Here is a 13,273-nt window from a genome sequence, read left to right as displayed (position 1 = left end):
GGGCAGCCGGGCCTCAGGGCCGTTGTGTACGGGAAGGGGGCTGTTTTGTACGGGCCGGTGCCCGAAACCCGTGCCGATACGTGTCGTTGTACCCGGATAGCACGCGCGTACGACAGACAGGGGCGTGGGACGGATGGGGAACAACCGCCGCCGGGGAAAGCGCATCGACGACGACGGCAGGCCGGGGAGCTGGGTCGCGTACGGCAGGCTGCTGAAGTTCTTCCGCACGAAGGCGGGGCTGACGCAGGAGGAGTTGGCCGACCGGATGGGGTACTCGCTGGACCACTGCGCGTCGGTGGAGCAGGGACGGCGGCCAGCGAAGGCGGAGTTCACGGAGCGGGCGGAGGATGTGGTGGGGGCGGGGGGCGTGCTGACGGAGTTGCAGGATGAGGTGGATTTCGCGCAGTTGCCGACGTTCTTCCGGGACTTGGCGGCGTTGGAGAAAGAGGCGGCGATCCGGTTCTCGTACGACCCACTTGTGATCCCGGGGCTGCTGCAGACCGCGGCCTACGCGAAGGCCCTGTTCAGCGGTGTCTACCCGCCTGTCGACGACGAGACAGTCGACAACTGGTTGACGGCACGCCTGGCACGTCAGTCGCTACTCACCCGCAACAAGCCCCTGGTGGCGTTCGCCTTCATCATCGAGGAGGCGACGCTGCATCGCATGGTGGGAGGCCGCGAGGTGATGCGAGCGCAGCTCCGCCGACTGCTGGAGTGCGTGGAGCAGCGCAACGTCGAAATCCAGGTCATGCCCTCGTCTCACGCGGTACACGTCGGCCTGGACGGCAACATGGTGCTGCTGGAGACGGCGGATGGAAAGCAATTTGTCTACGTCGAGGCACAAGGCTGCGTGATGTCTCGCGTTGGCCGGGACCAGACGGGCGCATTCTGGCTCCGTTACGGTTCAATGCGCGCATCCGCTCTGAGTGTTGAGAAGTCGGTCCGCCTGATCGAGCAAGTGGCAGGAGAGCTATGAGCACCATGGATCCAGGGTTGTCCTGGTTCAAGTCGAGCTACAGCAGTGTGCAAGGCGGCGACTGCATCGAGGTCGCCCCCACCCCGCACACCGTGCACGTACGCGACTCGAAGGACCCCGAGGGCGCGATACTCCGTTTCACCCCTGACGCCTGGGCCGAGTTCATCGCCCTGGTCGTCGCTACAGACCTGGAACGGTGTACTCGTTGAGGGCCCACAGCGGAGCCGAGTACCACAGCACCCCGATGGCGGCGAACAGCGTGCTGCCCGTCGCCGGGAGCAGCCAGCCGGGCAGGTGGCGGCTGTGTACGACCAGGACCTTCGCGACGAAGGCCCCGTACAGCGCGCAGCCGGCGACGGAGTGCACGTAGACGCGGGTGTTGATGGTCTCCACGCCGTAGGTGCGGACGCAGTGGTACGCGATGGGCACCGACAGCAGGAAGGCCGCCCATCCGATCAGGCGGTGGCTGACACGGATGCGACGGGGGGCTGCGTTCAGGCCGCCGCGCCGCCCGTACATCCCCATGGCGAGCAGGACCTGGATGACCGCGAGGCCCAACAGGGCTGTGCCCAGACGGGCCTTGAGGGTGACGGCGCCCTCGCCCTCTTGGCCGAAGAGGCTCGTCGTGTACTCGGGGGTGTGGTGCTGACCGATCAGCCAGATCGCCACCCCCGCGGCCACCGGCAGCACGGCGCCGAGGGCGATGAAGACGCGGTGTGCCGGGGAGGGGCGGCGGTGGGAGCGGGGGCGGCCGGTCTTCGGTGGCATGGCGATCGCGCGTCCGTCAGGCGGTGACTAGTAGCCGGTCCCGCCCGAGCTTCCCGTCTTGACCTCTTTGCCGTCCGCGTCGAGTACGAACCACTTGGCGCCGAACTGGTCGAGGCCCTGGCCGTTGGTGTCACCGGGCTTGGAGTCGCCCTCGAAGCGGTAGAGCGGGTGCCCGTCGTACGTGACCTGCGTCTTGCCGTCGGAGCGCTTCGACGTGTCGACCAGTTTGAACTTCGCCGAGCCCTCGGTCTTGGGCGTCCCGGAGGTCAGCAGCGGCGGCCAGGCTTTGGCGCAGGCTCCGTCGCAGGTCGAGGTGGTCGACTTGTCCTTTTCGAAGAGGTAGAGAGTGTGACCCTTTTCGTCGACCAGGATGGTGCCGAGCTTGCCGGCGGAGGCGGTCTTCACGGTGGCCTTGCCGCCGGCCTGCGCGACGTTCGATGCCTTGGCGGACGCCTTGACCGATGCCGCGGTGGACGGCGTCGAGGCGGAGGAACCGCTGTCGCTGCCGGAACATCCACCGGCAGTGGTGATCATCGCGATCGCGGCCGCGCCCACGACGGCCAGGCGGATACGCCTCATCTCAGCTCCACAAGTCGTGCGGCCCGACGTCCGAGGGGCCGAATGACTGCATATTGCCTGATTGTGGGCTTTCTGCGGATCGTGATTCGGTGGGCGCCGCGAGATTCACTGAGGTGGCGGAAGGCGCGTTGGCGGGGGCAGGCGCCTGAGCGGTCGACCGCGCCACCGCCTTCCTGCCTCCTGCCTCCTGCCTTCCTGCCTTCCTGCCTTCCTGCCTTCCTGCCTTCTCAGGCTCCCCCGGCGTTGGCCGGCCCGGTGGCGTACGCGAGGGGCGGGGCGATCGCTTGGGCGTCCGCGCCTTCGCCGACCCACAGGGCGATGAACAGCGCGGCGGTCGCTTCGAGGAGCCCGGCGCGTTCGAGGCCGCCACCGGGGACGGGTTCGCAGCCGACGTCGCGTATCAACTGGCGTACGAGCGCGAGGGCAGCCGGGTCGTCGCCGCAGAGCGGTACGGCGAGGGGGCGCCCGTCGAAGACGGGTGGCCGCATGCGCCAGACGTCTTCATGGCAGAGATTGAACGCTTTGACCACGTGGGCTCCGGGGGCCGCGGCGGCGAGGAGCTGGGCGGCTGAGGGGCCGCCGTCCGTGAGCAGGCGGAAGCCGGGCCCGACGGGGTTGGAGCAGTCGAGGAGCACCTTGCCGTCCAGGGCGGCGCCCAGGTCCCGTAGGACGTCTGCGCCTGCGTCGAAGGGCAGGGCGGCCAGGACGACGTCCTGGCCGCCCTCGGCGGCGGCGCGGAGGTCGCCGGCGGTGGTGGCGCCGCCGAGGCGGGCGGCGAGGTGGTGGGCTTTGTGGATGTCGCGTCCGCCGATGGTGAGGTGGTGCCCGGCGCGTACCCAGTGGGTGGCGAGAGCGTGGGCCATGTTTCCGGTTCCCAATACGCCGATCTTCATTGCGTGTTCCGTTTCGCGTGGGTGCTGGCTGGGGGGTTCGGAACGACGTTAGAAGGCGGGGCGGGCACCATTTGGTACGTGACGACTGACGCGTTTCTCGCCGACTGCCGGGCCCGCCTCGCCTTCGACCTGCTCTCCAACACGTGGAACGCCGTGGTGCTGTGGGCACTGCGCGACGGTCCGAGACGGCCGGTGGAACTGCGGGAGAAGATCGGCGGCATCAGCTCCAAGGTCCTGACGGAGACACTGCGGCGGCTGCAGTTCAACGGCTTGGTCGAACGGGATGAGCGGCCTGGGGAGGCGGGGCGGGTGGAGTACGGGCTGACGGAGCTGGGAGAGAGCTTGCTGACGCCGATCGGCGCGTTCGGGGCGTGGGCCTTCGCGCACGGGGACGAGGTGATGGCAGCCCAGGAGGCGGCGTGCGTGCCGTCGCGGGAGGGCTAGGTACGGGGATCATGCGCGCCGGGTCGTCCCCGCACGCCACCGGGGGATGCGCGCCCGGATCCGCTCACACCAAGGGCAGGCGCCCGGAACCCCCTCACACCCACCCAGACCACGCCCCGGATCTCCGCCCCCACGCACCCAAGGCACGCGCCCGGAACTCCGGCCCACCTCCCCAAGGCACGCGCGCGGAACTTCACCCCCACCCGCCCAGGGCACGCGCCCCGATCTCCCCTCACACCCGCCCAAGGGTAGGCGCCCCGATCTCCGCCCACACCCGCCCAGGGCACGCGCCCGGAACTCCACCCCATCCACCCAGCCACGCATCCGGAACTCCGCCCACACCCGCCCAAGGCACGCGCCCCGATCTCCCCTCACACCCGCCCAAGGGTAGGCGCCTGCTCTGACAACGCGGGGGGCAGCAGGGCGTTGAGCTGGTACGTCGTGCCTGTGCGGGCCGGGTACGGGGGTACGGCGACGGGGTGGCGCTGCTGCGTGGGGTGGGCCGGCGTACGGGGTGGCGGCGAAGGGAGCGGCCGTGTCGTAAAGGCTCCCCCCGGGCCACCCCACTCCTGATGATGCGGCCCTCCGTCCGGTGTCAAGGGCGCTCCCTCCGCTTCGCTGCGGGAGCGTCGCTTCGCGATGGGGCTTCGCCCCACCCTTGACACCGGACTCCGGCCCGAAAGACCGGCGGCTATGGGTGGCCCGGAGGGAGCGGGCGCCCTCGAACGGGACTACGGAGGCGGAGCCCGGCGGACGGGGTGGCCGGGCCGCCGGGAGTTGGGCCAGTCCCGATCGCCGATGTTCTCGGCGGACGGGGGGCCGGGCCGCCGGCCGGTGGGTCTGCCCTGATCGCCGATGCACCCTGCCGACGGAGGCCGGACTGCCGGGTGCCGGGTCTTCCCCGATCGCCGATGTTCCCGGCGGACGTGGGGCGGGCTGCCGCTCGCCGGGCTCTGCCCTGATCGCCGTTGCCCCGGCGGACGTGGGGCGCAGGCCGGAGGCGGGCTGGGGCCGATCGCCGATGTTCTTGTAGGACGTTGGGCGGAGGTCGGAGGTGGGCTGAGCCCGATCGCCGTTGTCCCCGTGGGACGGGGGCGGAGGCCGGAGACGGCTGCGCTCTGTCGCGGATACCCCCGGCGGGTGGGGTGGGCCCCCGGATCTGGGCTCAGCCGGGTTGCCGGTGTCCCCTGGTGTCGGGGGCGAAGACCGGTGCCGGGCCTGATCCGATCGCGGGGTGGCCCCCGGGTAAGCAGGGGGCGAAGACCGGCGCAGAGCGGGACCGGTCACGGGCAACCCCGGCGAGGTGGGACCGGACGCCCAGGGGGGCGTTTGCGGGGCGGGCCGGATGCAGGGCTGGCGCCGGGGCGTTCGCGGGGTGGGCCGGATGCAGGGCTGGCGCCGGGGTGTTCGCGGGGCGGGCCCGGGGCGGGGCTGGAGGAGGCGAGCATCGCACGGGGGCGGGCCCAGGCCAACCGTAGGCGCAGGCCGTACGGGGTCGCCGTGACCCACATCCGCCGGGCCGGACCCCTTCGGGGAGCCCGCACCGGCGCGCCTCTGCCGCCTCGACGGACTGTGCGTGCGTGCCGCCGGGCGAAACTCCGGCCCCGGGTCCCGATTCGGCCCGGATCCGGGGGTGTTACCGCGAGTTACGACCCAATCCCTCCGTCCAGGCACCGCGGACAGCAATCGCCGGGCCTCGGCACGGCCGCGTGCCCGCCGATGGGCGAAAGTCGACCCGCGAGGGCGATTCGCCCCGGCTCGCTGGAGGCGCTACCGCGAGTTACGGCCCAATCCCTCCACCCGTGAGCCGCCGCTGGGAGTGGTCGGTCTCGGAATCGGCCGCGTGCGCGTCGATGAGCGAAAGTCGACCCGTGAGGACGATTTGACCCAGTTCGTGGGAGATGTTACCGCGAGTATTGCTCAATTCCTCCGCCCGGGAGCCATCGCCGGGGGCGGTCGCTCTCGGAATCGGCCACGTGTGTGTCGATGGGCGAAAGTCGGCTTGCGAGGGTGGTTTGTCCAGGCTCGCTGGAGGCGTTAACGCGAGTTGTGACCCAATCCCTCTGTCCGGGAGCTGTCGTCGGTGGCGGCTGGCCTCCCAATCGGATGCGTGCGTGTCGATGAGGGAAAGTCGGCTCGCCAGGGCGGTATGTCCAGGTTCGCGGCAGGGATTGCCGGGAGTTTGGCTCGCTTGCGCTCAGTCGGGGTGTTCCGGACGGTGGTTGGTGTGGCTGGGTGGGCGAAACTCTGGCCCGGTAGGCGGTTTGGGCTGGTTTCGGGGTGGGTTACCGCGAGTTCATCCCTGCCGCGAGCGCTCCCAGCCACCTGGGTAGCTGATAGCCGGGTGGATGCGTCTGGGTGGGCGAAAGTCGGCACCAGGAGCCGATTCGGGCCGCATCCAGGGGTGTTACCGCGAGTTACGACCCAATCTCTCCGCTGCGGCAGCACCGGCCGCACCCCCTGCGCACCGCCGCCGGGCGGACGCCCGTCGTGCGGCTGGGAGTTGGGCGGCGCTTCCCCGGATGGGTCGGTGCTGGGCGCCGGCGGGCACCGGGTCTTGCGTGAGAGCGCCGCTGCGCCCGGAGCCCGTTCCTCCGGGGACGCCGCTGAGCTCCGGCCCGGGGGGCCCAATGCTCCAAAACCCACGTCCAGCAGCTCACCTACGAGACCGCCCACCCCGACTCCGGCCCCCGGGGCTCGGCAACCTCCGCCAGCCGGGCACCGTGTGCCGGCCTCGCCCCCGGTGCCGTGCACCTCTACGCCAGCCCCACCCCCCGGTGCCGGTACCCGTGCGCCGACCCCGCCCCCCTCTACCAGGCACCCGTACGCCTGCCTCGCCCGGCGCCGACCGGCCCCGCTCCCCGGTGCCGCGCACCCCTGCGCCGGCCCCCGCTCCCCACTGCTGCCCGCCCGCCGGGCGCTCGGTCCTCCGACACCGCCCGATCCCCCGCTCGACGCCCTGGGCCAACCGCGCCGTCCGACCCCTCCCGTCCGGGTACGGACCCCGGGCCCCTCCCGTCCGGTGCGGACCCCGGGCCCACCCCGTCCGGTGCGGACCCCGGGCCCCTCCCGTCCGGTGCGGACCCGCAACGCCCTCCCGTCCCGTACGGACGCTCAGCCCCCACCGTCCCGTACGGGCCCCTGGGCCCTCCCGCTAGATCCTGCCCCCGGGTACAGACCCCCTACGCCGACTCCCGTGCCACCAGTTCCGGTTCGAAGATCACCGATCTCGGGCTCGACCCCGGCGACTCCAGCGCCGTCAGCAGCAGGGTCACCATCTCTCCCGCCATCTCCTCCACCGGCTGCCGCACCGTCGTCAGCCCCGGGCGCGTCGACGTCGCCGCGCTGCTGTCGTCGAAGCCGATCACCGCCACGTCCTCCGGGACCCGTCTGCCCTGCTCGCGCAGGACCTGCACCGCCGCTCGCGCCATCAGGTCGTTCGCCGCGAAGACGCCGTCCAGGTCCGGGTGTTCGCGTAGCAGGCGGGTCATGGACTGCTCGCCGCTCGCCGCCGTGAAGTTGCCCTCCGCGCACGGGACGTACGCGTGGCCGTGGCGGGCCATCGCCTGGTTGAAGCCGTCGAGTCGCTCCTGCCCCGCCAGTACGTCCAGCGGGCCGCATATCGTCACCGGTCTGCGGCAGCCGCGGGCCAGGAGGTGTTCCGCGGCCAGGCGCGCGCCGTCGCGGTGGGCCAGGTCCACGTATCCGGCCGGGACCGGGCGGGCCGGGCGCGCGAACAGCACCGTCGGGACGCCCGCGGCCGTCAGCATCCCCGGCAGCGGGTCCTCGCCGTGCGTGGAGACCAGCAGTGCGCCGTCGGCGATGCCCTGGCGCAGGTGGGCCACCACCTGTTCGCGCGCGTCCGACGTCTCCGCGAGCATCAGCATCGGGTGCATCCCCCGCGGGCGCAGCGCGCCCATCACGCCGTCGACGATGCGGCCGAAGAAGGGGTCCGAGAAGACGTAGCGCCGGTACGCGGCCTCGTCGCCGCCCTCGCCCGCGCCGGAGATCACCAGGCCCACCGCCCCGGTGCGCCGGGTGACGAGGGAGCGGGCCGCGCTGTTGGGCGCGTAGCCCGTGGTGCGGACTGCGGCGCGGACCGTCTCCTGGATCGCCGGGTCGACGTTCCGGGTGCCGTTGATCACGCGCGAGACCGTGGCCCGGGACACTCCGGCGACCCGGGCCACGTCCTCCAGCGTCGGCGGTCGGCCCATACGCGCCTTTATAGCACGCGCCGGAAACCGCTCTCCAACGACTGATCGATCAGCGGTACACGCCGAACTCGTAGAGCGAGTACCCGTATCCGGTGCCCCGTGCGGTGCCGTTCATCCGCACGTAGCGGCCGGTGCCGGACACCTCCAGGTCGTCGATCCCGCCGTTGCCCGCGGTGGTCTCGTACACCGTCTGCCAGTTCTGCCCGTCGTCCGAGACCTGGATCGCGTACGACCTGGCGAAGGCGGCCTCCCACGCGAGCTGGACGTGCGTGAACGTCGTCCGCTCGCCGAGGTCGACGCGCAGCCACTGCGGGTCGGCCCACGAGCTGGCCCAGCGGGTCGAGTAGCTGCCGTCGGTCGCGTCGCCGGCCTCGCAGGGGCAGCCGCCGTAGGCGTCGGTCTGCTCGGTGGACGCCGTGGAGGGCTTGCCCCGGGCGACGTTGGTGCCGTCGACCGGCGGCGGGACGACCTTCACCGACAGCGTCTCGATGCCGACGTTGCCCTTGCCGTCCGTCGCACGCAGGTACACCTTCCACACGCCGAGCCGGTCCGGCGCCGTCACCGCGAACGTCCCCGCGCCCGTCTGCCGGAACTGCGCCGGCCGCAGCGCCTTGTCCTGGTCGATGTAGTTGCTGTTGACGAGCACCCCGTACGTCAGCGCGTCCCCGTCCGGATCGGCGACGTTCGCGGAGAGCGTGAACTCCCGGCCCGCGGGCACGGCGCCCGCGCCCGCGTCGCCGACGCGCAGGCCGGAGATCACCGGCGGGGTGTTGTCGCCGCCGGTGTCGCGCCCGTACGCCTCCTTGACCGCGTAGTACGACAGCCGCCGCTGCTTGTCCGGGGTGAGGTTGAACCACACGCCGCCGAAGTCGTTCTCGATGCCGTAGTGGAACAGGGTGGCGCCGAGCGCGACGCCGCGGTGGCCCGTGATGCAGTCCCACGCGCGCCCGTAGCCCTCGGCCTTGGCGACGTCGGACGGCTCTGTCGGCACGCCGTTGGCGTCGTCCTCGACCTCCCACTCGCCCGGCGGGCCGCCCTCGGTGACGATGTACGGCTTGTCGTAGCCGCCGGCCTCCCAGGCGGCGCGCACGTCGCAGACGGCGGCGTACGCGTTGACGGCGTACAGGTCGAGGTCGGGGGCGTTGCGCTTGTAGTACGGCCAGGCGCCGACCCAGGCGTCGGTGGAGGTCACGGGGTGGTTCGGGTCGACCTGGTGGATACGCTTGGCGACGTCGTTCACGAAGCTGGTGTACGCGTCACGCTGGCGCTCCAGCTCGGCGCCCTGGTAGCAGTTCTGCAGGCCGAGGACCGACTCGTTGCCGACGTTCCACATCAGCACCCCGGGGTGGTCGCGGTACGTCTCCACCCAGCGGGGGAACTCGGCGAGCATGTCGTTCTTGTACGCGGTGTCCGCGACGTAGTCGACGCAGCCGCCGCTGCCCGGGCCGCCGCCTGGCTGGAGCCAGAAGCCGGCGATGACCTTGACGCCGTTGGCCGCGGCGGCGTCGAGGAGCGGGCGGGTGGTGGCGTCGGTGCCCCAGGTACGTACCGTGTTGGCGCCCAGGGACGCGACGTCCGGCATGGAGGAGGCGGCCTCGGCGACGGGCGGGCCCCAGGTCAGGCCCTTGACCGTGTACGGCTGGCCGTCGACGGTGAGCTGCCACGCGCCCGGCGAGCCGGTGACCTTGACGACGCTCGCGGCGGCGGCTTGGGGTTCGGCTTCGGTGGCGGCTTCGATGGCGAGTTCGGTGGCGGTTTCGGGGGCCGGGGCGGTCACCGGGGCCGGCTCCGGCGCCGGTTGCGCGGCGGCGGCCGGGAGCGCGGTCGTCAGGCCGGCCAGCAGCGCGCCGGCGGCCACGAGGGCGGGCAGTGCGGCGGGCAGGCCCCGGGCGCGCCGGGGTCTCGCCGCGCCGGGGGGTGCGGGGGGTCGGGGGTGCATGGGAAGGGATCCTCCAGGGGTGGGGGTCAGGGAAGCTCGTAGTCCTCGTTGAGGGCGGCGCCGGCTTCGGGGTGGGTCTCGTCGTAGCCGCGCGCGTTGCACTGGAGTGCGCCGACGACGCAGTGGTCGACGAGCGCCTTGAGGGTGGCGTCGTCCCAGACGTTGATGAAGTCGTAGTGGAAGGAGTAGCCGCGGCCGCTGGAGAGCGCGACCCGTGACATGTCTCCGTTCACCGGGAACGCCATCTTGAACTCGATCATCGGCAGCGCCACCGGGTGGCTCTGCGGGCACACGTTGTTGTTCGTACCGGCTTTGACCACGGGATACGCCATGTGGCTCTTGTGGTCGGGAGTGTCCAGGTAGCGGCCGTCCCAGCAACTGGGCGCCTGCATCCGGATGTTGAGCTGAGTGTCCGGGGTGCCGGGGCAGGTGGCGGGGATGTCGACGTTGAAGTAGCTCTCGCCGCACTCCCAGCCCTCCACGAAGCCCGGATGGTTGCGGAACTCCTCGGCGCTCTGCAGCGGGCTGCCGACGACGAAGCGCAGGCCCTTGGGGAACGGGCGGACGCTGGTGTAGTCGGTGACGCCGGCCTTGTAGTAGATGACCTGCTCGCCGACCGGCAGCACGGGCCGGCCGCCGTTGAGGACGGTGGGCATCCAGTAGCCGGACTTGTCGCCGGGGGCCTTGCACTCGGTGCCGCCGGCGTCGAGCGAGGCGGTGGTGCTGTAGGCGTCGGTGGTGTCGTTGCCCATGAAGGTGTGGTCGTGGGACTTGCCGGGCTGGCCGGGGTAGACGATGGGGTCGTCCGGCTTGGTGTGGGTGACGGAGCAGTTGGCCTGGAACTCGTGGAAGTAGCGGTGGGGCGGCTCCTTGTCGGACGGTACGACGCCGGTGACGGGCGGTTCCGCGGGGATGTAGCCGTCGCCGTCGGGGTCGTCGCCGGAGGCGACGGGGCGGGGCTGGGCGTGGGCCGCGTGCGCGGCGTGGGCCGGGTTGTCGGTGCCGGCGGCTGCTTCGGTGGTGCTGGCGCCGGCCTTCTCGCCGGTGACGGCGATGGCGCCGAGTGCGGTGACGCACAGCGCCAGGGCCAGGGCCGGCAGGAGTACGGCGTAGAGCCGCGATCTCCTCATCGGGGGCCTCCTGGGGGGTGGGGGAGGAGAGCGGGAGAGCGCTCTCCCGTTGGGCTGGATGGTTACGCTCCGGAGAACGGCCGTCAAGAGAGCCGGCACGGACGCGTGCATCGATACGCGGGAACGCGCCAAATGTCCGGTCCGGTACGGCAGTTGGGCGGGCACCGGGCCGGGGATGGCGATCGGAGCGGCCCGGGGCTGGCGGCCGGAGCGGTCCGGGGACGGCGACCGGGGACCCGGAGTCGGGGACCGTCAGTCCGGCGGTGGCGCGCCGATACGGGCCGTACACCCCGTATTTCGCGGTGTTTCCCGTATTTCTCGTACGCCCCACGCCATCCCCGCGCGCACCCGGGTACGCCCGCGCGCGTACGCCATCGTCCGCCTACTCTCGCGCCCCCGCGCCCCCGTCCGTACCATGCACCGATGCCGGACTCCGACCTCACGCCGTACTGGAACACCAACGTCGCCCACCACCCGGGCATCCTGCGCGCCGTCCCCGAAGGCTGCCGCGACGCGCTGGACGTCGGCTGCGGCGACGGCCTCCTCGCGCGCAAGCTCGCCGCGCGGGCGGAGCGCGTCACCGGCGTCGACAACTCCCCGGAGATGATCGCCAGCGCCCGCGAACGGGCCGCGGACCGGCCCGGGATCGACTTCGTCGCGGGCGACTTCCTCACCGCCGAGCTGCCCGCCGCCGGCTACGACTTCATCTGCTCGGTCTCCGCGGTGCACCAGATGGAGTTCACCCCCGCCCTCGTCCGCATGCGCGAACTGCTGAGCCCCGGCGGCGTCCTCGTGGTCGTCGGCCTCGCCCGCGAGGCGAGCTTCGGCGACTGGGCGGTCACCGTGGCCGCCGCGCCCGTCGTACGCGCCGCGAAGGTGCTGCGGCGCGCCTCCTTCCCGACCGGCATGCCGTTCATCAGCCCGCACATGAGCTACGGCGAAGTCCGCGCGGAGGCGCGCCGCATACTCCCCGGCGTGCGCTACCACCGCCACGTCCTGCGCCGCTACAGCCTCACCTGGCACGCCCCCTGACCGACCGCCGCCCGGCAGTCCCCGACCCGCCCGGCCTCGCCCCGCCTCGCCCCACCTCACCTCGCCCACGTGCGAGTTCACCTCCTCGTCACGTTGCGCGGTCTACGCCCCCGGCCGCCGGGCTCTTAGGCTGATCAGCATGCCGACCCACCGCATCAGCGCGCCCCTGCCCGCCTTCGACCCCGCGCAGGCGGAGGTCGTCATGCTGCCCGAGGCCCCCGAAGCCGGGTACTGGACCGGCTGCCCCGGGGTGCTGTACGAGCCCGAGCAGGGGCGGTGGCTGATGACGTACCGGCGACGGCGGCCGCGAGGGCACCCCGGGGGCGAGCGCGGCTGGCGGTGCGCGGTCGCGGTGAGCGAGGACGGGACGGACTTCACCGACGTGTGGAGCGTGGAGAGCCGGCAGTTGGGCACCGACTCGATGGAGCGCTTCAGCCTGCTGCCCACCCCCGGCGGCTACCAGCTCTACCTCAGCTACGTCGACCCCGCCGACTCCCGCTGGCGCATCGACGTCGTCGACGCCGCCGCGCCCGACGCCTTCGACCTGGCGGGGGCCCGCCCCGCGCTCACCGCCGCCGGCACCGGCACCGAGGGCGTCAAGGACCCGTACACGCTCCGGCACGGCCCGGTGACCTACCTCTTCGCGAGCTACGCGGCCGCCGGGATCGCCGCCGCCGACGCCGACCGCGCGCACGCCACCGCCGACGTCTTCAACACCGGCGTCACCACCCACCCCACGGGTCTCGCCCTCTCCCTCGACGACGGCGCGACCTTCGCCTGGCAGGGCGAGGCCATGCCCACCGGCAGCGGCTGGGACGCGTACCAGACCCGGCTCAACTCCGCGGTCCCGCTCGGCCCGGGCGCCGGCTGGCTCGGCTTCTACGACGGCATCGCCTCCCATGAGCAGAACTACGAGGAGAACTGCGGCCTCGCGCTCTCGTACGACCTGCGCACCTGGCACCGGCTCAGCACCGAGGGGCCGTGGGCGACCGTCCCGTACGGGACGGGCTCGGTGCGCTACGTCGACGCGGTGGTGGCGGAGGGCACGTGGCACATCTACTTCGAGGCCGCGCGCCCGGACGGGGCGCACGAACTGCGGCTGGCGCGCGTGCCGGTGGGCTGAGCGGGTCTTCGGCCGGACTACGGCCGGTCTCCGGCCGAGCGGCGGCGGGCCGGTCCGCGGCGCGGAACTGTGACCGTGCTGTGGCAGAAGGAGTGACCCCCGTCACGGCCGCGGCGCATCCGCCCTGGTCGACTGGGCGGATGCGCCCCGCCACCCGTGCCTCCCGGCCGTTCCG

At 72.3% G+C, this 13,273-nt stretch carries 11 protein-coding genes; 5 read left to right on the top strand and 6 right to left on the bottom strand.

Translation table 11 applies throughout. The features are described 5' to 3' along the window. Positions 1-133 precede the first annotated feature (133 nt). Together ACFYVJ_RS13130 and ACFYVJ_RS13125 are read left to right on the top strand one after the other, a co-directional pair. Complete coding sequence (locus ACFYVJ_RS13130; protein ID WP_388889993.1) at positions 134-976, top strand: helix-turn-helix domain-containing protein; 843 nt, start codon at positions 134-136, stop codon at positions 974-976. Next, complete coding sequence (locus ACFYVJ_RS13125; RefSeq protein ID WP_388889990.1) at positions 973-1,185, top strand: DUF397 domain-containing protein; 213 nt, start codon at positions 973-975, stop codon at positions 1,183-1,185. The genes ACFYVJ_RS13130 and ACFYVJ_RS13125 overlap by 4 nt, the downstream gene beginning before the upstream one ends. On the opposite strand, the gene ACFYVJ_RS13120 is transcribed toward ACFYVJ_RS13125, so the two are convergent. The 3 genes from ACFYVJ_RS13120 to ACFYVJ_RS13110 all read right to left on the bottom strand — a co-directional run bounded on the left by ACFYVJ_RS13120 (position 1,157) and on the right by ACFYVJ_RS13110 (position 3,216). Beyond that, positions 1,157-1,744, bottom strand: coding sequence for a DUF6529 family protein (locus ACFYVJ_RS13120; protein WP_388889987.1), 588 nt, complete (start codon positions 1,742-1,744; stop codon positions 1,157-1,159). The two genes, ACFYVJ_RS13125 and ACFYVJ_RS13120, sit on opposite strands and share 29 nt — an antisense overlap. A gap of 27 nt (positions 1,745-1,771) precedes the next feature. After that, a complete protein-coding gene (locus tag ACFYVJ_RS13115) occupies positions 1,772-2,323 on the bottom strand; it encodes a hypothetical protein (protein WP_388889985.1) in 552 nt (183 codons plus the stop codon). 227 nt (positions 2,324-2,550) lie between these two features. After that, positions 2,551-3,216, bottom strand: a complete 666-nt coding sequence (locus tag ACFYVJ_RS13110; protein WP_388889983.1) for an NADPH-dependent F420 reductase — start codon at positions 3,214-3,216, stop codon at positions 2,551-2,553. 78 nt (positions 3,217-3,294) lie between these two features. Here ACFYVJ_RS13110 and ACFYVJ_RS13105 point away from each other — a divergent pair, with 78 nt between their 5' ends. Next, positions 3,295-3,660 (top strand): winged helix-turn-helix transcriptional regulator, encoded by a 366-nt coding sequence (locus ACFYVJ_RS13105; RefSeq protein ID WP_388889980.1) that lies wholly within the window; start codon positions 3,295-3,297, stop codon positions 3,658-3,660. Between the two features lie 3,182 nt (positions 3,661-6,842). On the opposite strand, the gene ACFYVJ_RS13100 is transcribed toward ACFYVJ_RS13105, so the two are convergent. The 3 genes from ACFYVJ_RS13100 to ACFYVJ_RS13090 are packed head-to-tail and all read right to left on the bottom strand — an operon-like array spanning position 6,843 to position 10,943. Beyond that, on the bottom strand, positions 6,843-7,874 hold the full coding sequence (locus tag ACFYVJ_RS13100; RefSeq protein ID WP_388889978.1) for a LacI family DNA-binding transcriptional regulator: 1,032 nt from the start codon (positions 7,872-7,874) through the stop codon (positions 6,843-6,845). Between the two features lie 49 nt (positions 7,875-7,923). Then, positions 7,924-9,813 carry a discoidin domain-containing protein gene (locus ACFYVJ_RS13095; protein WP_388889976.1) on the bottom strand — a complete coding sequence of 630 codons (1,890 nt, stop codon included), beginning with the start codon at positions 9,811-9,813 and terminating at the stop codon, positions 7,924-7,926. 26 nt (positions 9,814-9,839) lie between these two features. After that, a complete protein-coding gene (locus ACFYVJ_RS13090; protein WP_388889974.1) occupies positions 9,840-10,943 on the bottom strand; it encodes a DUF1996 domain-containing protein in 1,104 nt (367 codons plus the stop codon). 423 nt (positions 10,944-11,366) lie between these two features. Between ACFYVJ_RS13090 and ACFYVJ_RS13085 the strand changes: the two genes are divergently transcribed. Further along, positions 11,367-11,975: a class I SAM-dependent methyltransferase gene (locus tag ACFYVJ_RS13085; protein WP_388889972.1), complete on the top strand. Its 609-nt coding sequence runs from the start codon at positions 11,367-11,369 to the stop codon at positions 11,973-11,975. A 139-nt stretch (positions 11,976-12,114) separates the two neighbouring features. Beyond that, a complete protein-coding gene (locus ACFYVJ_RS13080; RefSeq protein WP_388889970.1) occupies positions 12,115-13,098 on the top strand; it encodes a hypothetical protein in 984 nt (327 codons plus the stop codon). Positions 13,099-13,273: the final 175 nt, after the last annotated feature.

The organism is Streptomyces sp. NPDC004134 (genome assembly GCF_042874195.1).
Lineage (GTDB): Bacteria > Actinomycetota > Actinomycetes > Streptomycetales > Streptomycetaceae > Streptomyces.
Note: the sequence above shows the minus strand (reverse complement) of the source record. Positions and strands in the feature narration are given on the sequence as shown.

Bases quoted from the DNA above. Each gene is read 5' to 3' on its own strand.
- ACFYVJ_RS13130 (WP_388889993.1), top strand. From the start codon at position 134: ATGGGGAACAACCGCCGCCGGGGAAAGCGCATCGACGACGACGGCAGG.
- ACFYVJ_RS13125 (WP_388889990.1), top strand. From the start codon at position 973: ATGAGCACCATGGATCCAGGGTTGTCCTGGTTCAAGTCGAGCTACAGC.
- ACFYVJ_RS13120 (WP_388889987.1), bottom strand. From the start codon at position 1,744: ATGCCACCGAAGACCGGCCGCCCCCGCTCCCACCGCCGCCCCTCCCCG.
- ACFYVJ_RS13115 (WP_388889985.1), bottom strand. From the start codon at position 2,323: ATGAGGCGTATCCGCCTGGCCGTCGTGGGCGCGGCCGCGATCGCGATG.
- ACFYVJ_RS13110 (WP_388889983.1), bottom strand. From the start codon at position 3,216: ATGAAGATCGGCGTATTGGGAACCGGAAACATGGCCCACGCTCTCGCC.
- ACFYVJ_RS13100 (WP_388889978.1), bottom strand. From the start codon at position 7,874: ATGGGCCGACCGCCGACGCTGGAGGACGTGGCCCGGGTCGCCGGAGTG.
- ACFYVJ_RS13095 (WP_388889976.1), bottom strand. From the start codon at position 9,813: ATGCACCCCCGACCCCCCGCACCCCCCGGCGCGGCGAGACCCCGGCGC.
- ACFYVJ_RS13090 (WP_388889974.1), bottom strand. From the start codon at position 10,943: ATGAGGAGATCGCGGCTCTACGCCGTACTCCTGCCGGCCCTGGCCCTG.
- ACFYVJ_RS13085 (WP_388889972.1), top strand. From the start codon at position 11,367: ATGCCGGACTCCGACCTCACGCCGTACTGGAACACCAACGTCGCCCAC.
- ACFYVJ_RS13080 (WP_388889970.1), top strand. From the start codon at position 12,115: ATGCCGACCCACCGCATCAGCGCGCCCCTGCCCGCCTTCGACCCCGCG.